At 69.6% G+C, this 23945-nt stretch carries 23 protein-coding genes and 1 pseudogene; 14 read left to right on the top strand and 10 right to left on the bottom strand.

Going from position 1 to position 23945, the window contains the following annotated elements; translation table 11 throughout:
- Positions 1-12: 12 nt before the first annotated feature.
- A complete protein-coding gene (locus tag NLX83_RS29900) occupies positions 13-870 on the bottom strand; it encodes an alpha/beta fold hydrolase (protein ID WP_254238554.1) in 858 nt (285 codons plus the stop codon).
- Positions 871-875: 5 nt separating this feature from the next.
- Positions 876-1403, bottom strand: a complete 528-nt coding sequence (locus NLX83_RS29895) for a TetR/AcrR family transcriptional regulator (RefSeq protein WP_254238553.1) — start codon at positions 1401-1403, stop codon at positions 876-878.
- 101 nt (positions 1404-1504) lie between these two features.
- Here NLX83_RS29895 and NLX83_RS29890 point away from each other — a divergent pair, with 101 nt between their 5' ends.
- Positions 1505-2059 (top strand): TetR/AcrR family transcriptional regulator, encoded by a 555-nt coding sequence (locus tag NLX83_RS29890; RefSeq protein WP_254238552.1) that lies wholly within the window; start codon positions 1505-1507, stop codon positions 2057-2059.
- Here NLX83_RS29890 and ileS read toward each other — a convergent pair.
- Positions 2028-5198, bottom strand: a complete 3171-nt coding sequence (gene ileS / locus NLX83_RS29885; RefSeq protein WP_254238551.1) for an isoleucine--tRNA ligase — start codon at positions 5196-5198, stop codon at positions 2028-2030. The two genes, NLX83_RS29890 and ileS, sit on opposite strands and share 32 nt — an antisense overlap.
- Positions 5199-5321: 123 nt before the next feature.
- Between ileS and NLX83_RS42070 the strand changes: the two genes are divergently transcribed.
- Entirely contained in the window at positions 5322-5669 is a 348-nt protein-coding gene (locus tag NLX83_RS42070) for an eCIS core domain-containing protein (protein WP_308209402.1), read from the top strand.
- Positions 5566-6786, top strand: a complete 1221-nt coding sequence (locus NLX83_RS29880; protein WP_254238550.1) for a phage tail tip lysozyme — start codon at positions 5566-5568, stop codon at positions 6784-6786. The genes NLX83_RS42070 and NLX83_RS29880 overlap by 104 nt, the downstream gene beginning before the upstream one ends.
- Here the strand turns inward: NLX83_RS29880 and NLX83_RS29875 are convergent.
- The 3 genes from NLX83_RS29875 to NLX83_RS29865 form a co-directional block, all read right to left on the bottom strand.
- On the bottom strand, positions 6758-7420 hold the full coding sequence (locus tag NLX83_RS29875) for a DNA alkylation repair protein (protein WP_308209401.1): 663 nt from the start codon (positions 7418-7420) through the stop codon (positions 6758-6760). The genes NLX83_RS29880 and NLX83_RS29875 overlap by 29 nt on opposite strands.
- 449 nt (positions 7421-7869) lie before the next feature.
- Entirely contained in the window at positions 7870-9000 is a 1131-nt protein-coding gene (locus tag NLX83_RS29870) for a sensor histidine kinase (protein ID WP_254238549.1), read from the bottom strand.
- Positions 8997-9653: a response regulator transcription factor gene (locus NLX83_RS29865; protein WP_254238548.1), complete on the bottom strand. Its 657-nt coding sequence runs from the start codon at positions 9651-9653 to the stop codon at positions 8997-8999. Before NLX83_RS29865 ends, NLX83_RS29870 begins: the two co-directional genes overlap by 4 nt.
- Positions 9654-9792: 139 nt before the next feature.
- Between NLX83_RS29865 and NLX83_RS29860 the strand changes: the two genes are divergently transcribed.
- From NLX83_RS29860 to NLX83_RS29850, 3 genes are read left to right on the top strand one after another with little or no spacing between them, the layout of a single operon-like run.
- Positions 9793-13020 (top strand): S8 family peptidase, encoded by a 3228-nt coding sequence (locus tag NLX83_RS29860; RefSeq protein ID WP_254238547.1) that lies wholly within the window; start codon positions 9793-9795, stop codon positions 13018-13020.
- Between the two features lie 15 nt (positions 13021-13035).
- Positions 13036-14229, top strand: a complete 1194-nt coding sequence (locus NLX83_RS29855; RefSeq protein WP_254238546.1) for an alpha/beta fold hydrolase — start codon at positions 13036-13038, stop codon at positions 14227-14229.
- Between the two features lie 23 nt (positions 14230-14252).
- Entirely contained in the window at positions 14253-14441 is a 189-nt protein-coding gene (locus NLX83_RS29850) for an alpha/beta hydrolase (protein ID WP_254238545.1), read from the top strand.
- A gap of 70 nt (positions 14442-14511) precedes the next feature.
- Here the strand turns inward: NLX83_RS29850 and NLX83_RS29845 are convergent, their stop codons facing one another.
- Together NLX83_RS29845 and NLX83_RS29840 are read right to left on the bottom strand one after the other, a co-directional pair.
- Positions 14512-15111: a DedA family protein gene (locus tag NLX83_RS29845; protein WP_254238544.1), complete on the bottom strand. Its 600-nt coding sequence runs from the start codon at positions 15109-15111 to the stop codon at positions 14512-14514.
- Positions 15108-16235, bottom strand: coding sequence for a cytochrome P450 (locus tag NLX83_RS29840; RefSeq protein WP_254238543.1), 1128 nt, complete (start codon positions 16233-16235; stop codon positions 15108-15110). Before NLX83_RS29840 ends, NLX83_RS29845 begins: the two co-directional genes overlap by 4 nt.
- Positions 16236-16298: 63 nt before the next feature.
- Between NLX83_RS29840 and NLX83_RS29835 the strand changes: the two genes are divergently transcribed.
- On the top strand, positions 16299-16958 hold the full coding sequence (locus NLX83_RS29835) for a TetR/AcrR family transcriptional regulator (protein WP_254238542.1): 660 nt from the start codon (positions 16299-16301) through the stop codon (positions 16956-16958).
- A gap of 20 nt (positions 16959-16978) precedes the next feature.
- On the opposite strand, the pseudogene NLX83_RS29830 reads toward NLX83_RS29835, so the two are convergent.
- Positions 16979-17194: pseudogene (locus NLX83_RS29830) on the bottom strand (cytochrome P450); the annotation flags it as partial.
- Positions 17195-17241: 47 nt separating this feature from the next.
- Here NLX83_RS29830 and NLX83_RS29825 point away from each other — a divergent pair.
- From NLX83_RS29825 to NLX83_RS29795, 7 genes are all read left to right on the top strand, one after another.
- Positions 17242-17445, top strand: a complete 204-nt coding sequence (locus NLX83_RS29825) for an undecaprenyl diphosphate synthase family protein (RefSeq protein WP_374118826.1) — start codon at positions 17242-17244, stop codon at positions 17443-17445.
- A gap of 67 nt (positions 17446-17512) precedes the next feature.
- Positions 17513-18541, top strand: a complete 1029-nt coding sequence (locus NLX83_RS29820; RefSeq protein ID WP_254238541.1) for an LLM class flavin-dependent oxidoreductase — start codon at positions 17513-17515, stop codon at positions 18539-18541.
- Between the two features lie 18 nt (positions 18542-18559).
- Positions 18560-19312, top strand: a complete 753-nt coding sequence (locus NLX83_RS29815; RefSeq protein WP_254238540.1) for a methyltransferase domain-containing protein — start codon at positions 18560-18562, stop codon at positions 19310-19312.
- A 117-nt stretch (positions 19313-19429) separates the two neighbouring features.
- Positions 19430-20659, top strand: coding sequence for a serine hydrolase domain-containing protein (locus NLX83_RS29810; protein ID WP_254238539.1), 1230 nt, complete (start codon positions 19430-19432; stop codon positions 20657-20659).
- A gap of 58 nt (positions 20660-20717) precedes the next feature.
- Positions 20718-21608, top strand: a complete 891-nt coding sequence (locus NLX83_RS29805) for a phosphotransferase (RefSeq protein ID WP_254238538.1) — start codon at positions 20718-20720, stop codon at positions 21606-21608.
- Between the two features lie 101 nt (positions 21609-21709).
- Positions 21710-22627, top strand: a complete 918-nt coding sequence (locus NLX83_RS29800) for a hypothetical protein (RefSeq protein ID WP_254238537.1) — start codon at positions 21710-21712, stop codon at positions 22625-22627.
- 233 nt (positions 22628-22860) lie between these two features.
- A complete protein-coding gene (locus tag NLX83_RS29795; RefSeq protein ID WP_254238536.1) occupies positions 22861-23106 on the top strand; it encodes an AAA family ATPase in 246 nt (81 codons plus the stop codon).
- 264 nt (positions 23107-23370) lie between these two features.
- Here NLX83_RS29795 and NLX83_RS29790 read toward each other — a convergent pair whose 3' ends face one another.
- Positions 23371-23907 carry a hypothetical protein gene (locus NLX83_RS29790; RefSeq protein ID WP_254238535.1) on the bottom strand — a complete coding sequence of 179 codons (537 nt, stop codon included), beginning with the start codon at positions 23905-23907 and terminating at the stop codon, positions 23371-23373.
- Positions 23908-23945 lie beyond the last annotated feature (38 nt).

The raw sequence follows: 23945 nt of genomic DNA, 5'->3' as shown, positions 1-23945 counted from the left end.
GTGCCGTCCGGTTCAGCCGGTGTGCGCGAGGATCTCCTCGACGATCTGGCCCTGCCGGGCGCGCGGCATCTCGTGACCGACCCCGGTCAACGGCACCAGCCGCGCCCCCGGCACCAGGCGGGCCATCTCCTCGGCGTGCTCGAAGGGCACGATCGGGTCCTCGGTGCCGTGCAGCACCAGAACCGGGAGAGTCAAGCCGCGCAACAACTCCCGGCGGTCGCGGGAGCCCGCGGCGGCGAGGCTGTGGTTCGTCGTGCCGTTGTTCGACGGAGCGCGCTGGAGATCGTTCTCGACGAGGCGGCGCACCGCGTCCTCGTCGAACTCCGTGCCGCTGCCGGTGACCGTGCGGGCCAGCCGCACCATGAAGTCGACGTGCTCCGCGTGGGACTTCGGCGGACTGGTGGCCATCTCGGCGGCGATCGCGACGACCTCCGGCCGCCTGCCCGGCAACGTCCGCCAGTCCATCGTCACCGGGTCGACGGTGTCCGGGCTGGACATCCACGACGTCAGCGACAACACGCGAGCGGGGTGCTCGATCGCCATCTCCTGCCCGACCATGCCGCCCATCGACGCGCCGACCACGTGCGCCGCGCCGATGCCGAGCGCGTCCAGCACACCCACGGCGTCGGCGGCCATGTCGGTCATCGTGTACGGCGAGGCGGTGAAGTCGACGCTGTCGGACCGGCCGGTGTCGCGGCTGTCGAAGCGCACCACGTACCTGCCGCCCTCGACCAACGCCGAGCAGAACGACTCGTTCCACGACGTGCCCTGCCCGCCGAGGCCCATCACGAGCAGGACGGCCGGGTCGGCGGGATCGCCGAAGTCCTCGCACCACAACGTGATCCCGTTGCTGCGCACCATGCGTTCCATCTGCTTCAGTCCTTGATGTCGAGAAGGTCGGCCGCCGCGCGCACCATCGCCGCCCGCACCGCGTCGTGTTTGTCGGCGAAGCGCGCGGTGAACATCACGCCCCACAGAGCAATGTCCACCCGGACACCGGCGTCCTGGCCGTCATCGGCGCGCAGCAGTTCGCGTAGCCGCATCCCGGCTTCGGCGAGCGCGTGCAGTTCGGCGTGCCTGCCGGACAGGTCCAGCAACGCGCCAAGTTCGGATCGGGTCAGCGCGAGGTCGACATAGCGCTCCACCGCGTGGCGCCGGGCGTCGTCGCCGGAGCGCGCGGCGTCGTCGTCGACGATCTCGGTGATGCGCGCGGCGGCCTCGCGGAGCACTGCTCCGAGCAAGGCGTCCTTGGACGGGAAGTGGTAGAGCACCGCGGCCTTGGAGTAACCCATGGCGTCGGCGATCTGCTGCACGCTCGTCGCGCCGTAGCCCTGGGAGCCGAACAGCCGTCCCGCGATCGCGACGATCTCCGCGCTGAGCTGCTCCTGGGTCTGTCGTGGCATGGGGTCGCCCTTTCGTTCGCCACCAAGCTACCTGACCGTGTGGTCAGCAATCAACCATGTGGTCAGTACGGGGCTTCTGCCTGGCGTGAAAGGATGACGCCATGACTTCCGCGCCCGAGGGCACGTCGGCCAGGTACGTCGAGCTGCTTGAGGCGGCCTACCGCTACGTCCTGGACCGCGGCATCAGCGAGTTGTCGTTGCGTCCGCTCGCGACCGCGATCGGGTCCAGCCCCCGGGTCCTGCTCTACCTCTTCGACAGCAAGGACGGACTGGTCCGCGCATTGCTGGCGCGCGCACGCGAGGACGAGCTGGCGCTGCTCAGGAGCGAGGCGCACGGCACGCTGGCCGAGGCCGCGCGGCACGTGTGGTCGTGGCTGGCCTCCGCCGAACACGCGCCACTGCTGCGCCTGTGGCTGGAGGCGTACTCCCGCTCGGTGATCGACCCGGACGGGCCGTGGGGCGAGTTCGCGCGGTCCACAGTGGAGGACTGGCTGGCCGTGCTCGCCGCGGCGCAGCCCCCGGCAGTGCGCAGGACCGCGCGCGGCTCGGCGGAGCGCACCCTTGCCCTGGCCGTGCTGCGCGGTGCCCTGATCGACCTGCTCGCCACCGGCGACGCGAAGCGGATCACCGCGAGCGTGCACCGGTATTTCGCATGAGGGAGACGCGCACCCGGCCGTTTCCGACGGCGAACTGTTCGTCTGCCGAGTCCTGTCCGACCGTGACCCCGTCCGCGCCGACGTCCCGCGCGAGCCGGTCGCGCCACCGGTCGAGCATCGCGGCGATCTCCCCGTCCGGGTCCCGCTCCACCGCCACCCGGAGCACGATGCGCTCGCCGCGCCGCAGCCCGCTGCGCCTGCGCAGGTCGTTGACCGAACGGGCCAGCTCCCTCGCGTGTCCTTCGAGCCGCAGGTCCTCGTCCAGCGTGACGTCCAGCGCGCAGCTGAACGGGCCATCGGTGGCCACCTGCCAGCCGGTGAGCGGCTTCTCGATCAGCTCGACCTGATCCGCGGTCACCGTGACCTCGGCGCCGTCGACCACCACCTGGAAGGAACCGCCGCCCGCCACCGCGGCCGCGTCCACCTCCCTGATCGCCTGCGCCACATTCGGTGTCGCGCGCCCGAAAACCTTGCCGAGAGCCCGGAAATTCGGCTTGAGCTCCACCGAGTGCTCCAGTCCGCCGAGGTCGACCTCCTTGACGTTGAGCTCGGCGGCGAGCACCTCCGACACCGCGCCGAAAGCCTCCCGCCACTGTTCCGGCAGCGTGATCGAGGCGCGTCGAAGTGGTTGGCGCACAGGGATTCCCGCCGCGCGCCGGGCGGCCCTGCCGAGCGTGACGACCCGCCGGGCCACGGCCATCACCGCGCGCAGGTCGTCGTCGCGCAGCCCGTCGTCGGCGGTGGGGAAGTCGGTGAGGTGCACCGACTCCGCCGCGTCCGGCCGCCACGAACGCACGAGGTTCTCGTGCAGCTCGTCGGCGAGGAACGGGACGAAGGGGGCGAGCAGCCCGCTGAGCGTCACCAGGCACGTGTGCAGCGTGGCAAGCGCTCCCGCGTCTCCGGCGAAGCGCGCCCGGCTGCACCGCACGTACCAGTTCGAGAGGTCGTCCACGAACCGGGCGAGGCGGTCACCGGCCCCATTGGCGTCGAAGTCGGCTAGTGAACTGTCCACAGTAGACACCGCATCGGCGAGTTCGGCCAGGACGTAGCGGTCCAGCACCGATCGCTGCGGCACTGGGGGAGCGCCGCGATCGGGCGTCCACCCAGCCTGGTTGGCGTGCTCGACGAAGAACAGGTAGGTGTTCCACAGCGTCAGCAGGAGCCTGCGGGTGATCTCGCGCAGCGACGCGTCACCGACCCGCCGCGACTGCCACGGGTTGCCCTCCACCAGCAACGACCAGCGCAGCGCGTCCGCGCCGTGCCGGTCGATCAGCGTCCACGGGTCGACGGTGTTGCCCGCGGACTTCGACATCTTCCTGCCGTTGTCGTCGACGATGTGCCCGAGGCACAAGGCCCGCTGGTAGGCGTGGGTGCCGAACACCGAGGTCGACACCGCCTGCAACGAGTAGAACCAGCCGCGAGTCTGGTCGATCGCCTCGCAGATGTAGTCGGCCGGGGCCATCTCGGCGAACCGTTCCCGGCTGCCCTCGGTGTGCGGGAAACCGAACTGTGCGAACGGCATCGACCCCGAGTCGTACCAGGCGTCGACGACCTCCGGCACGCGGTGCATCGTCGCCCCGCAGTGCGAGCAGTCGAAGGTGATCCGGTCGACGTGCGGGCGGTGCAGGTCCATTGTGGACAGATCATCCCCTGCGAGCTTGCTGAGCTCGGCGCGTGAGGAGACCGCCTGGACGTGGTCGCAGCCCGCACAAGTCCACAGTGGCAACGGTGTTCCCCAGTACCGCTCCCGCGACAACGCCCAGTCCACGTTGTTGGCGAGCCAGTCCCCGTACCGCCCCGTGCGGATGTGCGGCGGGCGCCAGTCGACCTCCGCGTTGTCCTCCACCATGCGATCCCGGACGGTCGTCGTCGCGATGTACCACGACGGCTTCGCGTAGTAGATCAACGCGGTGCGGCAGCGCCAGCAGAACGGATAGGTGTGCGAGTAGTCGTGCTCGAAGACCAGCAGCCCCGCGTCCTCCAGGTCCCGCACGATCGACGCGTCCGCCTCGCGCACGTCCATCCCCGCGTACGGTCCCGCGGTGTCGTCGAAACGCCCGTCCCGGCCGACGGGGTTGACCACCGGCATTCCGTTGTTCCGCGCCACGCGCATGTCGTCGGCACCGAAGGCGGCGCCCGTGCTCACGATCCCGCTGCCCTGATCGGTGGTCACGAAGTCGTCGACCACGACGGTCCGCCAGCTCGCCGGATCACCATCGGGATCAGCCGGCGAACCCGGGCCCACCAGGTCGAACGGCCCCCGGTAGCGCGCGCCGACGAGCTCGTCGAGCGAGACCTCCCGGATGATCTCGGCGTCCGCGCCCAGCGCGGCGGTCACCCGCTCCTCGGCCACGACGACCGGCCGCTCACCAGCCCGGCCGCCGCGCGCGAGGACGTAGCGGATGTCCGGCCCGACCACCGCCGCGGTCGTCGCGACGAACGTCCACGGCATCGTCGTCCACACCAGCAGGTCCACGTCCTGGGCCAGGGGACCGGTCAGCAGCGGCAGGCGCACGTACACGCTCCGGTCGTCGACCTGCTGGTAGCCCTGCGCGACCTCGTGCTCCGACAACGCGGTCCCGCACCGCGGGCAGTACGGGCTGACGCGGTGGTCCTGGTACAGCAGGCCCTTGTCGAACAGCTGCGCCAGCGACCACCAGACGCTCTCGACGTAGGTGTCCGACATCGTCCAGTAGGCGTCGTCGGTGTCCACCCAGAACCCGATGCGCTCGGTCAGCCGCCGGAACTCCGCCACGTACCGGGTCACCGACTCCCGGCAGCGCGCGTTGAACTCCTCGACGCCGTACTTCTCGATGTCACCCTTGCCGGAGAAGCCCAGGTCCTTCTCGACCTCCAGCTCCACCGGGATGCCGTGGCAGTCCCAGCCCGCCATCCTCGGCACCCGTTCGCCCTTCATGGTGCGGTACCGGGGAAAGACGTCCTTGAAGACCCGTGCCTCGACGTGGTGCACGCCCGGACGGCCGTTCGCGGTGGGCGGCCCCTCGTAGAACCTGAACAACGGCCCGTCCGCCGTGCGCTCCAGCGACCTGCGGAAGATCTCGCGCTCCCGCCACCGCGCGAGCACCCGCTCCTCCAGCGCCGGTAGATCGACTTCGGGGGACACCGGCTCGAACGCCATCCTCGACCTCCACTGACACGAGTGTTTCAGTTGGCGAGCATAGACCCAGGTGTTTGGCGATCGCGACCCGCTGGATCCGGTTGGTGCCCTCGCCCGCTCGCACGGCACTGCCCTTTGGGGCCGATGCGCGCGCGAACGCCGAATCTCCGGCAGCCGCGCTGGTGTACTCGACGTCCGCGCCAGGGCGAGAGGTCAAGAGCCATGAACCGTCGAGCGGACGTGCGCCGGAACACGACGCCTGAAGTGCCCCAAGCCGTGCACTCGGTGCTGTCCTCCTCGGGAGCACCACTGGAGGCGGCGACCCGCACCCGCATGGAGTGCTTGTTCGGCCAGGACTTCACCCAGGTCCGCGTGCACACCGACGACCGTGCCGCGGAATCCGCGCGAGCCGGTGAGCGCGCAGGCGTACACCGTGGGCCCGCACGTCGTCTTCGACTCCGGCCAGTACTCGCCGGGATCAGCGGCCGGTGACCGGCTGCTGGCGCACGAGCTGACCCACGTCGTGCAGCAGGGGACAGCTCCGGTGAGGCCGAGTGCCGTGGGCGGACCGCAGGACTCGGCGGAACGGGACGCGTCGGCGCTCGCGGACAGGGCCGCCGCCGGAGTCGGGGTGAGCCGGGAAGCCGCGCGGACGCGGGCGAGCCACGACGGCGTCATGTGCGTCCGGCGCCAGCACCGGGAGTCCCCGCAGATGACCGAACCGCTGAGCCCGCGGGAATGGCAGAGCGTGCAGGCGTGGCAGAGCGCGGGCCAGATCGGGGTCGACCCGCTCACCGAGGACTCCGCCCACAACGTCCTGCTGGTCGCGGACGCCATCTTCTGCGATCGCTTCATGGTTCGTGGCAACCCGCACACCGAGGACCCGCTGCTCTGCATCGACCGAGCCGTCACCCAGGCCGATCCCCGCGTCAAGGAGATCGCCAAGCACGTCGCCGCGCGCGGGGAGATCGTCAACTGGGCACGCGCCACCAGCGATCAGCGCATGCTGCGCGTGATGACCCGCCTCGTCACCAAGCACGGCTTCACCCCGCACGGTGCCGCCGGGCTCGTCGGCAACCTCTCGGCCGAGTCCGGCCTGATCCCGAACCAGGTGGAGGGAACCGTCATCGGCGCGGGCACGCCGATGACCGCGCCCGACAAGTCCGGCAAGCAGCGGGCGTTCAGCGCGCAGGAGGTCATGAACCGCACCGGCACCCGGGGGCCTGACAAACCCGGTGTCGGCCTCGCGCAGTGGACGTCGCCGTCCCGGCGGGAGGCGCTGTTCAAGCACCAGAACCAGGGCGCCTCCATCCTGTTCGACATGGACGCGCAGGTCGACTTCCTCGTCGCCGAGCTCCAGGGCTCGTTCTCGTTCGTGCACAAGGCGATCGTCCGCTCGGCCTCCGAGAGCGCGTCGAGCGACCTCGTCGTCAAGCGGTTCGAGGCCCCGGGAGCCCTCCTCAACGCCTCCGGCAGGCTCAAGCCGGACTCCGATCCCGGTGTCCAGAAGGTCCTCGCGGAGCGCAGAAGGCTTGCCCAGCAAGCACTCCGCGTGTTCCAGCAGAGCCAGAAGCCGAAGCCTAGCCCTGGCGGCGCACCATCTCCGTGATCCAGGCGGGCGCGAACGGGGACGTGCAGTTCGGGGGAGTCGGGTAGTCCTTGAGCACCTCCAGCCGCTCGCCGATGTCGAGCGCGCGCGGGCGGTGCTCGGCGTGCTCGATCCCGATCTGCGCCAGGCAGTGGTTCATCGCCCACTGCAGGCGGTCCGGGGCGTGCTTCATCTCCTTCTCGATGATGTCGAGCAGCCCGACCAGGTCGAGGCCCTCGGGCTTCTTCGCCACGCGCTCGGTCGTCAACGCCCAGCCCGCGCTCGCGACCACCGGGTCCGGATCGGTGAACCAGGCCACGCGCAGCTCCTCGGCGTGCGCGTTCTTCTTCACCACGTAGTTCACGAGCCAGTCGTGCACCTTGGGCGTGCGCGCGTCGCGCAGCATCCCGTCCAACTCCTCGCGCGCGAACGCCTTCGGGCGGCAGATCAACAGCGCCAGCAGCCTCGCCGCGGTGTCGCCCGTCGCCCACAGCTCAAGCGCGAGTTCCTGCTGCGTCTTCAGCCGCTTCGCGATCGCGCGCAGCTTGCCGAGGTTCACCCCGTGATCGTCGCCGTGCTTCTCGTTCACCGCGCGCATCTTCGGGTCTTCGAGCTCGGCCAGCTCGGCCAGCACCTCGGTCACCGTCTCGGCCACCTGAACCTCCAGTCCGTCACGTGCGCGTCAGCCTACGAGCAAGGACTGACAAGCGCGTCGAGGCAGCGCAGCACCGGCACCGCCCACAGAACCCCGTTTCGTACTCATAACGGCTCAAGAAGCGCTCCAAAGCCCGCTATGAGTACGAAACGGAAACAGGGGCGAAGCGCTTGTCCTGCAACGCCTCCAAGCACCCCGCACACCACGTAGACTGTGCCCATGCGCCCCACCCGCCCCCGCACCCAACGTGAGGCGGCCGCAACCTAGAGATCTCCCGTTTCGTACTCATAACGGGGAAGAGAGCGCTCCCAAATCCCGGCAAGAGTACGAAACGGGACTTGGGGCGGCGCCGGTGATGTTTCGGGGGGCACGATCGGTGGGGACCGTGTGCGCTTGGTTTGGGTTCCCAGTGCAGCGCGGGAAGTCACCGTCGTTCGTGCGCCCCGGTATCACCGTTTCGCTGATTCACCTGGGGGCAGGGTGAGGGACACGGTCAGACCGCCGTCTTGACGGGGCTGGGCCTCGACATCCCCGCCGTGGGCGTGGGCGACCGATCGCACGATGGACAGGCCGAGTCCGCTGCCGCGCCCGGTGGCGAGGCGGTCAGCGCCGAGGCGGCGGAAGGGTTCGAACAGCTGGGGCAGATCGTCGGCGGCGATGACGGCCCCGGTGTTGCTGATCGTGAGGGTGCCGGGCGGGCCGCAGCGCACGTGCACCCAGCCGCCGTCGGCGGCGTTGTGCCGGATACCGTTGTCGACCAGGTTCTGCACGGCTCGTTCGAGGAGTACTGGATGGCCGTTCACCGGTGTCGGGGTGAGGCTGAACCGCAGGGTGATCCCGGCCGCTCTCGCCTCGGCACCAGCCTGATCACCGACCCGGCGAGCGATCTCGGCGAGGTCCACCCGCTCCGTCTCGACCAGTTCGCCCTCGCTGTGGGCGAGGGTGAGCAGCCCTTCGATGAGGCGTTCCTGCCGTTCGTTGACGACCAGCAGCGCCTCGCCCAGCCCGCGCACCTCGGGCGGGGCCTGCCTGCGGCGCATGGCTACCTCGACCAGGGTTCGCTGCAGGGTCAGCGGGGTGCGCAGCTCGTGCGAGGCGTTGGCGACGAACCGGCGCTGGCCGTCGAAGGAGTGGTCGAGCCGGTCGAGCATGGCGTCGAAGGTGTCGGCGAGCTCTTTGACCTCGTCGTCCGGGCCGTCCAGCGCGATGCGCTCGTGCAGGCTCCGGCCCGCCACCTGCCGGGCGGTGTCGGTGATCCGGCGCAGCGGCCGCAGCATGCGCGCTCCCGTCACCCAGACCAGCACCACCGTCGCCGTGCCCACGACGGAGAACGCGATGGCGCCCTGCGACAACAACGACTGGAGGGCCTCGGCCCGCACGAGGGCGCGCTGGTCGGCGAGCAGGGCGGGGATGCTCACCTTGGGCGCTGAAACGGGCGCCATGTCGAGACTCGGGGTGGCCATCCGGTCGAGGCTGTGCCCGACGAAGAGGTAGGTCAGTCCGAGCAGTGCCGCGCTCGCGCCGAGAACGAGGCCGCCGCACAGCACGGTCAACCGGAGCCGGATCGTCCAGCGCTTCACCGGACGCGGTACCCGGTGCCGGGGAGGGTCTCGATCACCGGCGGGTCACCGAGCTTGCGGCGCAACTTCATCACCGTCACCGGGACCACGTTGGTGAACGGATCGATGTGCTCGTCCCAGACCCGCTCGAGCAGCTCCTCGGCGGACACCGGCAGCCCGTCGGCCCGCAGCAACTCCTCCAGCACGGCGAATTCCTTGCGGGACAACGAAAGCGGCCGTCCGGAGCGGTATGCCTCCCTGCGCCCGGGGTCGAGCTGGATATCGGCGCGGACCAGCACCGGGGGCGCGGCGGGACGGCAGCGGCGGCCGAGCGCGCGCACCCGGGCGACCAGCTCGACGAAGGCGAACGGCTTGGGCAGGTAGTCGTCGGCACCGAGGGCCAGGCCGTCCACGCGCTCGATGACCGAGTCCGCGGCGGTGAGCATCAGCACGCGGGTGGCCGCACCGGAGCCGACCACCGTGCGGCAGACCTCGTCACCGTGCACCGACGGCAGGTCCCGGTCGAGGACGACGACGTCATAGGAGTTCACGGCGAGACGTTCCAGCGCGGTGGCGCCGTCGTAGGTCACGTCCACGGCCAGCGCCTCTTCACGCAGACCTTCCGCGATCGCCTCGGCCAGCATCCGTTCGTCCTCGACGACCAGCACCCGCATCCGGATTCTCCTCTTCTGCTCCATTCGGACACTAGCCCGCCGGGGATAACCACGCGATAAACGTCAGTGGTTATCGCCGATTTATGTCCGGTGTTGCTGAATGTGTGCTCGCGAATCCATTTCCGTTGGGGAGGCACACTTGCGGTTCACCGCTTTGGGCGCGGCTCTCGTGCTCGGCGCCACGCTGTTGTCCACCGCGACCGCGCGAGCCGGGCAGGAGCCACCTCCGCTCACCGGCCCGGTGCGCTGGGTGACCTTGGTGACCGGGGACCGGGTGGGCGTCGCACCGGGCACGATCGCGGCCAGCACGATCACCCCGGCTCCCGGGCGCGAGCGGATGCGGTTCAGCACGCAGCAGATCGACGGACGCCTGCGGGTGGTGCCCGAGGACGCCGCCGATCTGCTCGCCCGCGGTGTGCTGGACGAGCGGTTGTTCGACGTCACCACCTTGATCGAGTCCGGCTTGGACGACTCGGCCAGCACCGATCTGCCCTTGATCATCAGTCAGCCGCGGGACCGCTTCCGCGACGCCCCGGGTGCGCGGGTCACCGCTGATCTGCCCAGCCTGCGCGCGGCGGCGGTGACCGCGGACAAGCGCCAAGCCCCACAGCTGTGGACGAGGCTCACGGCCTCCGGCGTCGACCGGTTGTGGCTGGACGGCGTCCGAAAGGCCACTTTGGACCGCAGCACCGCGCAGGTCGGCGCGCCCACCGCGTGGCAGGCGGGGCTGACGGGGGCCGGGGTGAAGGTCGCGGTGCTGGACACCGGGGTCGACCAGACCCATCCCGACCTCGCCGACCGGGAACTGGCGGAACGGAACTTCACCGACGAGGCCGACGCCGTGGACCGCAACGGTCACGGCACCCACGTCGCCTCGACCATCGCCGGGACCGGCGTGAAGTCGGGCGGCGCATACCGGGGTGTCGCCCCCGGCGCGCGAATCCTGGACGCGAAAGTGCTCAACAGGGCGGGGTCCGGCCGTGACTCCTGGCTCCTCGCGGGCATGCAGTGGGCCGTCGAGCAGGGGGCCAAGGTCGTCAACCTCAGTCTCGGCACCCGCGACACCCCGGGCACCGATCCCGTGGAGCAGGCGGTGGCCACCCTGACCGCCGAGCACGGCGCGCTGTTCGTCGTGGCCGCCGGAAACTCCGGTCCCGACGCGCGGACGCTGGACTCGCCGGGCACCGTCGAGGCCGCGCTCACCGTCGGCGCCGTGGAGCGCGACGAGAAGGTCTACGCCCGCTCCAGCCGGGGACCGGCCCCCTTCGACGGAGCGATCAAACCCGACATCACCGCTCCCGGCGTCGGCATCGCGGCGGCCAAGGCCGCCCACGGCACCATCGGCACACCCGGCGCGGACGGGTACGTGGCGCTCACGGGCACGTCCATGGCCACCCCGCACGTGGCGGGCGCGGCGGCCCTGCTCGCGCAGCGCAATCCCGGGTGGAAGGCCGACGAGCTCAAGTCGACGCTGACCGGCTCCGCCACCCCCAACCCGGCGCTGGGGCTCTTCGACCAGGGTTCCGGCAGGCTGGACATCGCCAAGGCGCTGACCCAGACCGTGACGACCACCCCCAGCAACCTCGGGTTCGGCGTCCAGCGCTGGCCGCACGACGACGACAAGGCGGTGACGAAGCCGGTCGTCTACCGCAATCCCGGCGCCGTTCCCGTCACGGTCGACCTCCGGGTGGAGGCGACCGGGCCGAATGGGAAGCCCACACCGCAGGGGATGTTCACCCTCGACCGCTCCACCGTGACCGTGCCAGCGCGGGGCGAGGTCACCGTGCAGGTCACCGCGAACACCGCGATACCGGGAGCAGACGGGCAGTACACGGGGCGCCTGATCGCGACCTCCACGGCGACGACCGTGAGCGTTCCCCTTGCCGTGGACAAGGAAGTGGAGAGCTACGACGTCACCATCGACCACATCGACCGCGCGGGCGCGTCCGCCCCGGCATTCACCGACACCATCGTGAATTCCACGGCGGAAAGGTGGCAAGCCACGGGCAGGCCCGACGGCAAATCCACTTTCCGGCTACCAAAAGGCCGTTACAGCGCCTGGTCGGAGGTGAAGAGCGACGACGACATGAGCCTGCACCTGAACCCGGCACTTGAGGTCGCCGGCGCCACCACTGTCACCGTCGATGCCAGGCGCGCCAAGCCGATCGTGGTCGGCCTGCCCAACGCCGCGGCCAGGAGCAAGGGCGTCGACGTCGGCTTCACCAGGCACATCGGTCAGGAACACCACTTCGTGGCCTCCGTCTTCCGCGACGACTTCAGCGGGATCTACACCGAACAGACGGGCCCCGCGATCGGCGCGGAGGAGTTGATCGGCAAGGTGGCGGGCCACTGGGCCGAGCCCGGCCCGGACGGCGGCTTCGCCACCAGCCCCCGCACCTACCACCTCGCGTGGTACGAGCACGGAGGGATCTCGACCGGGCTCCAGCGCCAGGTCCGGGACAGCGATCTCGCCGCCGTCCATGCCGATCACGCCAGCACGTCCAACGCTCGCCTCGGCCAGAAGAACGTCTTTTCCCTTCCCGTGCGCGGTGAATGCCCCGTGTACATGCCGCCGCTGGAGGTGTCGTTGCCGTCTCGGCGGACCGAGTACTACCTCGCCGAAGGCAACCGGTGGTACGCCACGCTCACGCGGCCCGACCTCAGAGATCCGGAGATGTCGCTGGAATCGACTCCGACCCGGTACCGGCCGGGGGAGTCACGGCAGCAGCGGTGGAACGGCGCTGTGGTGAGCCCGGGACTGCCCTCGCTCATCCGCGACGGTGACCGTCTCGCAGTGCACGCGCCGCTGTTCACCGATGGGGCGGGCCATCGTGGTGGCCCCACCGCGTCCGATCGCGGGACAACCACGGTGTACCGCGACGGCACCAAGCTCGCCGAGGTTCCCAGGCCCGGGGCCGGTGACTTCACCCTGCCCCCTCAGGAAGCCGAGTACCGCGTCGACACCGAGGTGACCAGACCCGCGACCACACTGTCCACAAAGGTCAGTGCATCGTGGACGTTCCGATCGGGACACACTGGCGAGCAGGTGGTCCTTCCCGCGCTGGCCGTCCGATTCGCCCCGAAGACCGACGAGTTCAACCGAGCACCGGCGGCGACGCGCTTCACCATCCCGGTCATCGTCGACCACACGCCAGGCTCACCGGCGGGCCAGCTACGCGACCTGGCTGTGGACGTCTCCTACGACGACGGCAAGACGTGGCAACGGGCACAGCTCGGAAACGACCAGTCCGCTGAGGTGAACCATCCCGCGGGGCCCGGATTCGTCTCGCTGCGCGTCAAGGCCACCGCCGCTGACGGCACCACATTCGAACAGACGACGCTCCGCGCCTACGCGCTGACCTCGTGATCAAGGAGAAGATTCGTGCGCAAGACGACCATGCTCGCCGCCATGTCGGTGGTGTTGACAGCCAGCGGGACGGTGTACGCCGAAGTGCGGGCCGCCGGACTGTCGTGGCAGCCCTGCAACGGTGTCTGGCAGGCGCCCCGGGTGGAGTGCACGAGTGTCGAGGTGCCGATCGACTGGGAACACCCGGGGAAGAAGATCGCGCTGACCATCGGCAGGCTCAAGCACACCGGCACGGGGCCGAGCCGAGGCGTGGTGTTCAGCATCCCCGGTGGGCCGGGCGGCTCGGGAATCCGGGACCTCAAGGAGCACGAGGCGAGCTTCGCCGAGATCCGCAAGGACTTCGACGTCGTCTCCTTCGACCGGCGCGGCCACGGGTACTCCGACCACCTGCCGAAGGAGTGCCACCAGCTCGGGATGCCGGTGGACGCCCCCGTCACCAAGGCCGACTTCGACGCGCTGAGCGCCACGAACCGCGCCGCCGTGCGCGCCTGCCAGGACCGCGCTCCGAAGGACTTGCTGCACCACGTGGACTCCGCCGCCGTCGCGCGGGACATCGACGCGGTCCGCGCCGCCCTCGGGCAACAGCAGCTGCGGATTCTCGCCAACTCCTATGGAGGCGTGCCCGCCACGACCTACGCGCGCCTGTTCCCGCGGCGGGTGGCGGCGCTGGTGATGGACGGCGCGATCGGCCACGTCATCACCCTCGACGAGGACGAACAGGAGGAAGTCACCCGTTTCGAGAAACTGTTCAACGTGTTCCTGGCGTGGTGTGAGGCCAACACCTCCTGCGCACTGCACGGCCGGGATGTGCGGGCCGACTGGCGCGGCGTGATCGACAAGGCCGAGCGGGAACCACTGCCCGTTCTCGGCACCGACATCACCTACACCAGCGCGGAGCTCCAGCGGGTCGCGGGCGCCTACCTCGGTCGGGGCACCAGGAACCAGGAGCTGTCCGTGGCGATCGACATGGCCATGAAGGGCAACGCGAAAGCCTTCCACGACACCTTCGGGGCGAAGCCCCTCGGGTCGCCCTGGCTGATCAGTGTCGAGTGCGGCGACGAGATGAACCGGACCTGGCGCGACCACGCCGACTACGAACGCTCCCAGCAACGCATGAAGGTCCTGCTGCCGGAGTTCTGGGCGATGCCGTTGCGCGGCGCCATGTGCATCGGCACCGACTACCCGGTGACAACCCCCGCGCCCCGCTGACCGGGACCAAGCTGCCGCCGATCATGGGTGTGCAGAGCGTCGGCGATGGCCACGGGCCGAGCCAGGCGACGGCGCAGGTGCCCGGCTCCGGGATGATCCGGATCGACGGCTACGGCCACACCATGTACCTCTCGGGCAACACGTGCGTCATCGACCACGTCAACCGGTACTTCCTCGACGAGAAGGTGGTCAGCACCACCTGCAAGCCCTGATGCTGGGGGCACCGCCCGCGAAACCTTTGCACGGCAACGCGATGCGGGCGGTGCCGACCCCCTTCCCGTGCTACGGACTCGTTCTGCTCGCCCATCGCTGCGCGGCGAGGTAGCCGAGGGTGGCGAGGATCGCGATGCCCATCAGGATCAGGGATGCCTGGTACAGACCGGGAATCGAGTACGAGTAGTAGCCCAGCAGCACCGTGCCGCAACCCCACAACGCGGCCCCGAGCGCGTTCGCGGGGAGGAACCGCTGGTAGGGCATGCGTCCGATGCCCGCCAGCAGCGGCATGATCGTGCGAATCCACGGGTACCAGCGCGCGATGACCACGGCGAACCACCCGTGCCGCCGGTAGAGGTCCTCGGCACGGGCCAGCAACCGTTGCCGCCGGGGTCGCTGGGACTGCCGCTCGACGGCGCGCCTGCCGACGACGCGGCCGATCCGGTAGCCGACGGAGTCCCCGGCGACCGCGGCCACGAAGACGAGTGCCACCAGGATCACCACCGAGGCCACCGAACCGGAACGCGCGACGAGCAGCCCGGACATGAACAGGATCGAGTCGCCGGGCAGGACGAGCCCGATCAGGACACCGGATTCCAGGAAGATCACCGTGAACACGACGAGGTGGACGACGATCATGCTCAGCTGCGTGAGGTCGATGGGGATCACGGGCCGAACCTCACCGGCAGCGCGCTCGGCCCGGCGAGGATTCCCGGCGGCCACACCAGTTCCCGCGCCGCGCAGGTGAGTTCCGGCCGGGGCAGGTGGCGCAGCAGGACGTCGAAGGCGACCCGCGCTTCCATCCGCGCCAGTGCCGCGCCGAGGCAGTGGTGGACGCCGGGACCGAAGGCGAGGTGGTTGCGCTCGCCCGTGGCGGCGGCGAGATCGGCCACGACGGGTTCTCCTCGCGGGATCAGGACTCCGCCGACCTCCACGTCCTCCAGCGGGTAGCGCTCCTGCACACGGGGGAAGGGGGGATCGGTGCGCAGCACCTCCTCGACGAAGGCGGGGACCTGCTCCGGCGTCGCGCGCAGGCGACTGAACAGTTCGGCTTCGGTGAGCAGGCGGAGCATGCCGTTCACCATCAGCGTCGCGGTGCTCTCGTAGCCGCCGACCAGAATGGACCGCACCATGGCCACGAGGTCGTCCTCGCGCAGGCCGGTCCCCGCGGCGGTGGCTGTGATCATCGCGCCGAGCAGGTCCTCTTGCTGGCTGCCGAGTCGGCGTTCGTCGATGACGTGCTGGATGTAGTCGTCCATCGCCTCGATCGCCGCCACGATCCTCCGGCCGCCTTCCGGGGTCGGGTCGATGCCGTGCACCTCCCGCACCCAAGGCGCGAACAGCGCCAGGTCCTCAGTGGGCAGGCCCACCAGGCGGCACATGCCCGCGGCGGCCAACGGTGTGGCGAACTCGCCGGAGAGCTCCGCCTCCCGCTGAGCGCGCAGCGCCGCGTGGAGACCTTCGGCCTCCTGCTCGATCCACGGTCGCAACCGCTGCACGCGTCGGGGCACGAACGCGAAGTTCACCGACGCGCGCAGCGCGGCGTGCCGGGGCGGATCGCAGTCCAGCAGGGTCACACCGCGACCGATCCGGCGATCGGGCAGCGGGGGCAACCCGTGCTCGGCGCGAACCCTCGCGGCGCGGCGCACCTCCCTGGTGAAGCGCTCGTCGGACAGGATCAGCCGCACGTCGGCGGGGCGGGTCACCCGCCACGCGCGAACCCCTTCCGGGAGGGTCTCCCATCGCGGCGGCCCGAGTTCGACGTCTTCCCGCAGCACCACGCGATCCTCCATCTTCACGACACCATGTCGCGAAGAATCATTACGACGCGGCGTCGTGAAGTCAACCGTGCGACGATGCCGTTCGTGCCGAAGATCAGCGCCGCCTCCCTCGCCGAGCACCGGGAGGCCACCCGGAACCGCATCCTCGACGCCTGGGGTGAGCTGCTGCGGCGGTACGGCTACGAGAAGCTCACCCTCGCCCAGGTCGGCGCCGAGGCGGGCATCGCGCGGACCGCGCTCTACAACTACTTCGCGGACAAGGAGGCGCTGCTCATCGCGCACACCACCCGCGAGTCCGCGACCTTCGTCGAGATGATCAGGCGGGAGCTCGGCGACAGCGACTCCGCGACCGAGCGGCTGCGCCGCTACATCCGGCTCAACCTCGCCGACTTCGCCACCCGGCCGCCGATCCCGGGGCGCGATCTCATGCACGTGCTCACCCCGGAGAAGTACCGGGAACTGTTGTCGCACACCGAAATGTTCGAGGCGCCCCTGCGCGAGATCATCGACGCCGGGGCGGCCGACGGCGAGTTCGACACCGACGACCCGGCCATGACGACCGCGTTGGTGCTCGGTTGCCTCTTCGCCGAACGCACACCGCTGAGCACGGGCAAGCACGACCTCGAACGCGCCACCGAGCACGTCACGACGTTCCTGCTCCGCGCACTGGGCTGCCCCCCGGGCGGCAGGGCTTCGGCGGGCTCGGGCAGCCAACGGTCCGGGTCGAAGCGGTAGGGGTCGGGGTTGTGGTGCATCCCGTGGGCGGTCCAGCACAGGTCCGTCCCGGCGGGCAGCCGGACCCCGCCGAGGTCGACATCGGTCAGCGTCCGGCGGGCGAGCATCCAGTTGGGGGGATAGCGCCGCAGCGCCTCGGTGAGGATCCGGCGGGTGTACTCCAAGCGCGGGAGGTCCTCCGCCGTGACGGGGTGGTCACTGGAGGGCTGATGTCGTTTCTGGGCGAGGCGTTCCAGCTGGTCGACATCTTCCAGGACTTCTCGATCGACCTGCCGCGCGGCCGGTGCTACCTAGCAACTTCCTGCCCTGGCACACCGCCTACGCGGAACTCGTCTTCACCGACGTGCTGTGGCCCGACTTCGACCGCCGACACCTGCTGGACGCGGTAACCGAGTACTCACGACGCCGACGCCGTTTCGGCGTTGACCAACCGCACCGGTTGCGTGACGGCGTTCTCGACCGTGCCTCCCCCGGGAGTCCTGCATGATCGCTTACCGGCCTGAGCGGGACCTGTCAGGCTGAGCGAGTTCGATCCTCACGCCTTGGAGGTTCTTATGCGCGCAGGTGTCGTAGTCGCCGCACAGCCCGGCGTGGAGGAGCTCGCCGTGCAGGCCGAGGAGTTGGGCTTGCACAGCCTCTGGATCAACGACACCCCGATGGTCCACGGCGACCCGTTCGTCGCCTTGAGCCTGTGTGCGAAGGCCACCCGCCGCATCAAGCTCGGCGTCGGCGTGACCTCACCGGCGCTGCGCTCGGCCCCGGCCACCGCGAGCGCGCTCGCCAGCCTCAACGCCTTGGCACCGGGCCGGATCTGCTGCGGGGTCGGCACGGGGAACACCGCCCGACGCACCCTGGGCATGCCGCCGACCACGGCGGCCGCGCTCGAGAAGTTCACCGCCGCACTGCAGGATCTGTGCGCCGGACGCTCCACCGAGTACCGCGAAGGTGATCGGGTCAGCGACATCCGCTTCCTGCACACGGGGGAGCACGTGAACACCGCAGACCCGATCGAGTTCGTCGTGGCCGCGCTCGGACCGAAAGCCGCCGCTGTCGCCGGTCGCCGCGGCACCGGCCTCATCTCCTTCGGCTTGCTCGACCCCGCCGCGTGGCGGGGACTGCACGACGCACGCCGCGTCCCCGGCTCCCACGCGGACTCCTACCTCGTCACCGCGCTCCACCTACTCGACGAGAACGAGGACCCGCACAGCGACGCAGCCCGCGACGCGACCGGCCACCTCGTCCTGTCCCTGCTGGCCTTCGCCGCCGACGCCCCCGCCTTCGCCAAGCAACTCGGCCCTGAGGAACGCGAGGCGGTGCGGCGATTCCTCGACCGGCGCGGCACCACCGCCACCGCGGCAGATCGATACACCAAGCTCTACCCCAACTACCTCGGACGGATCGCACCGCAGGACCGGGACCTGGTCGTGCCCTCGCTGATGAACACCCTGGCCCTGGTCGGCACCCGCGACGATCTCCTCGCCCGCATTGCCACCCTGGAACAGGCAGGTATCGACGAACTTCTCATCCAGCCGGTGATCGACCCGCCCACCGAGATGGCCCAGCTCGCGAAACTCCTCACCTGAAAGCCCAGGATGGAACCCATGACGACGTCAAGAACGGCGACTCTGCTTTCTCTGCTGGACGCCTACGACGAGGCCCCGGAGGCGACCGCGCTGCGCGCCCGTTCGTACGAGCTTCTGCGCCTGTCCCCGGGGGCCTCGGTGGTCGACGTGGGTTGTGGTGGCGGGCGCGCCGTCGCCGAACTCCTCGACCAAGGCGCACACGCGGTCGGCGTGGACGTCGACGAGGAGATGGTCGCAGCCGCCAAGCAACGCCGACCTGACGCGGACTTCCGCTTGGGAGACGCCTACGCCCTGCCCTTCGACGACGGGGAGCTCTCCGGCTACCGGGCAGACAAGGTCATCCACGTCCTGGACGACCCGGCGCGCGCTCTCAACGAGGCCCAGCGCGTCCTCGCCCCAGGGGGACGCATCGTCCTCCTGGGCCAGGACTGGGACGCGTACATCATCGACTCCGACCACCCCGAACTCACCTGGACGATCCTCCGCGCCCGTGCTGCGCAGATCAGCACCCCACGAGCCGCCCGCGCCTACCGAAGCCTCCTCCTGGAGGCGGGTTTCCACGACGCCAAGGCGGAAGTGCACACGAACGTCTTCACCGCGTCGATGCCCCAGACCCTCACCATGCTCTCCAACATCGTCGAACGCCCGCGCGCCGCCGGAGCCATCTCCGACGACGAAGCCGAAACCTGGCTGGCCGACCAACACGCCCGCGCGAAGCAGGACCGGCTCTTCCTGGCGATCCCCCTCATCCTCGCGTCCGCCTCCAAGTAGGGACCGCCTCCGCCGCTCGTTGTCGCAGACCTGTCACACGATGGTCGCGCCACGCGCGCAAAGACCGGGCAGCGTCATCCGCGTGCGAAGTCGTTCTCGGCTGACCGGGAAGGGATCATGATCATGAATTCGGGTTCGGCACGTGGTATCGACCGGCGGCGGCTGCTCGGCTGGGGCGGGGCGGCGGCCGCCAGCGTGGCGGCCGGGCCGCTGGTGGGCGCCGGACTCGGTCACGCCGCCCCGGCACCGGCTGACGCCGACATCCCGCCGGACACCCGGCCCGGCGGCGCCTACGACCGGTTCGTGGCGAACCTGGCCGCGCAGGACAAGTTCTCCGGCGTGGTCCTGCTGTCGCATCGCGGCCGGACGGTGCTGTCGCGCAGCTTTGGCATGGCCGACAAGGAGAAGAGGATCCGCAACCACGACGGTGTCGCGTTCAACCTCTACGGCGGGCCGTTCATCAGCCTGTCCATCGTGCAGCTGGCGCAGCAGGGCAAGGTGAAGCTGTGGGACACGGTGGGCACCTACCTGACCGGTTTCGCCAAGGAGATCGCTGAGCAGGTGCGCATCCACCACCTGCTCATCGGCACCTCCGGGCTGTCCTTCCCGGAGCACGACTACCAACGCGTCTTCCACAGCGAGGACGAGCAGCGCGAGTACTACCAGCGGCACACCCGACAGGCGAAGCTGGTGGCCGCCCCCGGCGCAGGTTCGAACAAGCCCGGCTGGGGCGCGGATGTCACCGTGCAGATCGTCGAGGCGGTCACCGGCATGACGTTCTGGGACTACGTGCACGAGAACGTCTTCGGACGCTGCGGCATGACCGGCTCGGCGTACTACACCAGGCCGCAGTGGCTGGCCGAGGAACACATCGCGCACTCGTACATGAAACAGGCCGACGGCAGCCGGGCGGACGCCGTCCGCAACCTGGACAAGGGCAGCCCGAGCCCGGACATGCCGGACCAGAACAACGCTCGCAACTTCGTCCCGGACGGCGGGTTCATCACCGCGCCGGATCTGGTCCGGTTCGCGGAAGCGTTGTACGACGGCACCGTGCTCGACCCGGCCTGGGCCGACGTGTTCACCTCGGTCAAGGCCCCCAACTTCCGAGGTTCCCCCGGGTTCAGCACCTATGGACCGACAGCCCACATCGTCAACGGGAAGTGGGAGCTGGCGCGCAGCGGCGTCCACCCCGGCAGCTCCACCCACTGGAGCATCTACCCGAACACCGGGTGGGTCGGCGTCGTCCTCAGCAACTACGACGACATACCGCTGCGGGAGATCATCGGACAGCAGACGCGAGCCATCACCGGGGCTTCGTCCGGCGACAGCAGCGGTGGTGGCTGACGACGGTACCCGTGGCGGATCGCACGGTCGAACTCCCGCGCCAGTACCGTGACTTCGGATGACCGAGCTCGAGATCACCGCGGACCTGGTCCGCGACCTGTTGCGGGAACAACATCCAGACCTTGCGGGGCTGGCCATCCGTGAGGTGGCGGGCGGCTGGGGCAACCAGATGTGGCGTCTCGGGGACGAGTTGGCCGTGCGAATGCAGCGCATGGACGCCACGCCGGAGCTCCAGCTCAAGGAACGGCGATGGCTACCTGTGCTGGCCCCGCTCCTGCCGCTCCCGGTGCCCACCCCGGTGCGGTTCGGCGAACCGTCCGAGCGCTTCCCCAAGCACTGGACCGTGATGACGTGGGTTCCCGGCGAGCCGCTCGACCACGGCTCGATCAGCCGTGGCGCCCACGCGGCCGACACGCTGGCGGGTTTCCTCCGCGCTCTCCATGTGGAGGCGCCCGCCGAGGCGCGGATCGCTACGGATCGCGGTGCCCATCCCAGGAACTGCACGGGCGGCTTCGAGAACTTCTTCCGGGCCGTTACCCCCGACGACATCGCTGCCGACGTCCGGGCCGTCTGGGACGACGCCGTTGCGGCCCAGGCGTGGGAGGGCCCGCCGGTGTGGGTGCACGGCGACCTCCATCCCGCGAACGTCGTCGTCTCGGACGGAACGCTCTCGGGCATCGTCGACTTCGGTGACATGTTCGTCGGCGATCCAGCGTGGGACCTCGCCGCCGCGTGGGTGGTGCTACCCGCGGGCACGGCCTCGAGGTTCTTCGACATCTACGCGCGGGCAGATGAGGCGGCGATCCGGCGCGCCCGCGGGCTGGCCGCTATGAAGAGCCTCTTCCTGATGCTCATGGGGCAGAACGGAGATCGCGGTCTTCCCGGCGGCAAGCCTCACTGGGGACCCGCGGGTCGGGCGGCACTTGATCGCGTTCTGAAAGGTGTTTGACCGTAGGAGTTCCCGCCTGTTCGCAGGTCCACCAACCCGTTTCGGCGGTCTGTCGCGTGTGGACCGTGAAGTCGGGTAGGCGCAACGTAAGGTCACCTGTCATGGACATGGGTGCGGACATGAACGTCGTCGTCTTCCAAGTGAACGGCGATGATGACGATCTCTTGCAGGGGGCCGCGCCCGCCCAGGCGGAGGATGCCGTTCGGCAGGCCTGGCGCCAGGTGCAGGAGGAGCGGCAGGTTCCGGCCTCCGAGATCACCCGGGTGCACTGCACCTGGCAGCCCTCAGGAGTGGACCGGGTCTTCCTGGCAGGGACCTTCCGTGGCGCGGAGTTCACCCACGTGTTCGACCGTCCCCGGGGCGGTGATTGGAGTGCCGCCCTCGCAACGGCGGCCCAGGTCTTCGCGCGGGCCCATCTGGAGCGCGGCGTTCAGACGGCCGCGAAGGCCGAAGCGGAGGGGGAATGGCTGCCCATCCTCCACACCTACGACGGTCCGTTGAAGATCTACGCGTCCTTCCCGGTGGCGGGCGACCGACTGCACATGGGGTTCGCCAAGGTGGTCATCTCGGACACTGGCCGGGTCGGCATGTCCCACCTCCTGCGGAACCGGCTCGCGGAGATGAGTGCGGACGAACTCGAGGAACTGGCCGCGGAAGCGAGTGGCAACCTCTTGGACGGGCTTCGCTTCGCGGTGCACGCGGACGAGAAGAAGGGACGCCTGGTCACCCTGGAGCGCGGCGAGGACAACCTGTGTGCCGCGTCCGCGGTTGTGATGGACGACTTCCACGAGGAGGCCGCCGCGCAGGTCGGTGAAGACGAGTTGGTCGTTGGGTTGATCAGCCCGGACCACATTTGTGTGGCGGGCGCGAACTCGGGCTGGGCCGAGGAGATCAAGGGCTGGGTCCTCGCCTCGCCCGACACGAGCGGTGACCTGGTTCCCTCCGTCCTGTTGATGGACGGTTCCGGGACTAGGGAGATCCTCGCCGAACGTCCGACTGGACGGCAGCCTGCGGGTTGAGAACACCGCCGGTTGCTTGAGCGAGTCGGCGAGCGGGCTTCCCCTGCCACCGAGGTGCGTCCTGGCCGCAGCGCCCGGACCGAGCTGAATGTACTGAGGAGATCGCCGCGTCTCGCTGGGTGGGAACCCCTGATGCGAATGGTGCTCGCCTGGCTGACGTCTGGCGGGAGGTTGCCGGGTTCATCCTGAACCTGGCGCAGGGGCCGAGTTCGCCCCCCATCTAGGGTGATCGCATGTCGCTGGTGGGAAGGGACGTCGAGCTAGCGCGGATTCAACGCCTGCTGACAAATGCGGGCGACGCGCGCAGCGGCGTGCTGGCGCTGCGGGGCGCAGCGGGAATCGGGAAATCGGCCCTTCTCGACTTCGCTGTGTCGATCGCCGAAGCCGAGGGCATGCGGGTGGTCCGCGGGGCTGGGATCGAGTCCGACTCCGAGCTGGCGTACGGCGGCCTGAACTCGTTCCGGGTTCGCCCGTCCTGACGACGTTGAACTGGTGGATTGGACGGTTGTTCGATCCGGAGAACCGGGACCAGACGGTGAAGGCCCTGGTCGCTCGCAGCAGGGCACCGCGAAGGCGCATGTCTCGCGTGAGGCGGCACGGAAGCGGTTGGACGCGGCGCTACCACTGAGCTCGAACGCTGGCAAGGCACCGTGCGCCTCGGCCCAGATATCCAGTTGGTCACTGCTCAGATCCGTGCCGCACCGCGCGGGGCGATGCGGCACGGAATTCGGCGCGGCTGAGCGTCACCCTCCAGTCAGAGAGGACAGTCGAACCTTCAAGTCCTCTCTGCCGAAACTGGAGAAGGCATTGCCCAACAACAGCACCAAGCGCTCACGAACGGCGTCGTCCGCCGTCGTGAGGAGTTGGTCCACGAGCGTCTCCGGCGACTCGGGCTCTTCCTTAGGGGACAAGATGTCCCGTAGTTGCTGGAAGTGCTGGGTGATCACCACGGCCTGTTCCGGACTGTCCTGGTTGTTGATGAACCACGAGGCGGTGGCACTGAGCGGATCGAGCAGCAGCGACCGTGCGCGCTCCTCCTCGCGGAGGCGTTGTTCCACGTGCCAGGACAACGCCGCGCGACGACGGTTCGCTTCTTCCCGCGCCTCGACAACGGTGAGCATCTGCACGTCCGTCCGGATCGACGTGCAGTGACCGCGCGCCCGCACGAGCACCCCCGGAATTGGCATCCAGCTGAACAACGCCGCGTTCAGCTCCCCTTGCAGCCGCTCCGACTGGGTCAGGGAGCGCTGCTTGCTCACCTTTTCGGCACGGAGGGTCACGCGTGCCTCCGCACTGCGGAACATGGCGGGGTGGAGGC

Source organism: Allokutzneria sp. A3M-2-11 16 (assembly GCF_024213555.1).
Classification (GTDB): Bacteria; Actinomycetota; Actinomycetes; order Mycobacteriales; family Pseudonocardiaceae; genus Allokutzneria.
This window is presented reverse-complemented; position numbering and strand designations above follow the sequence as displayed.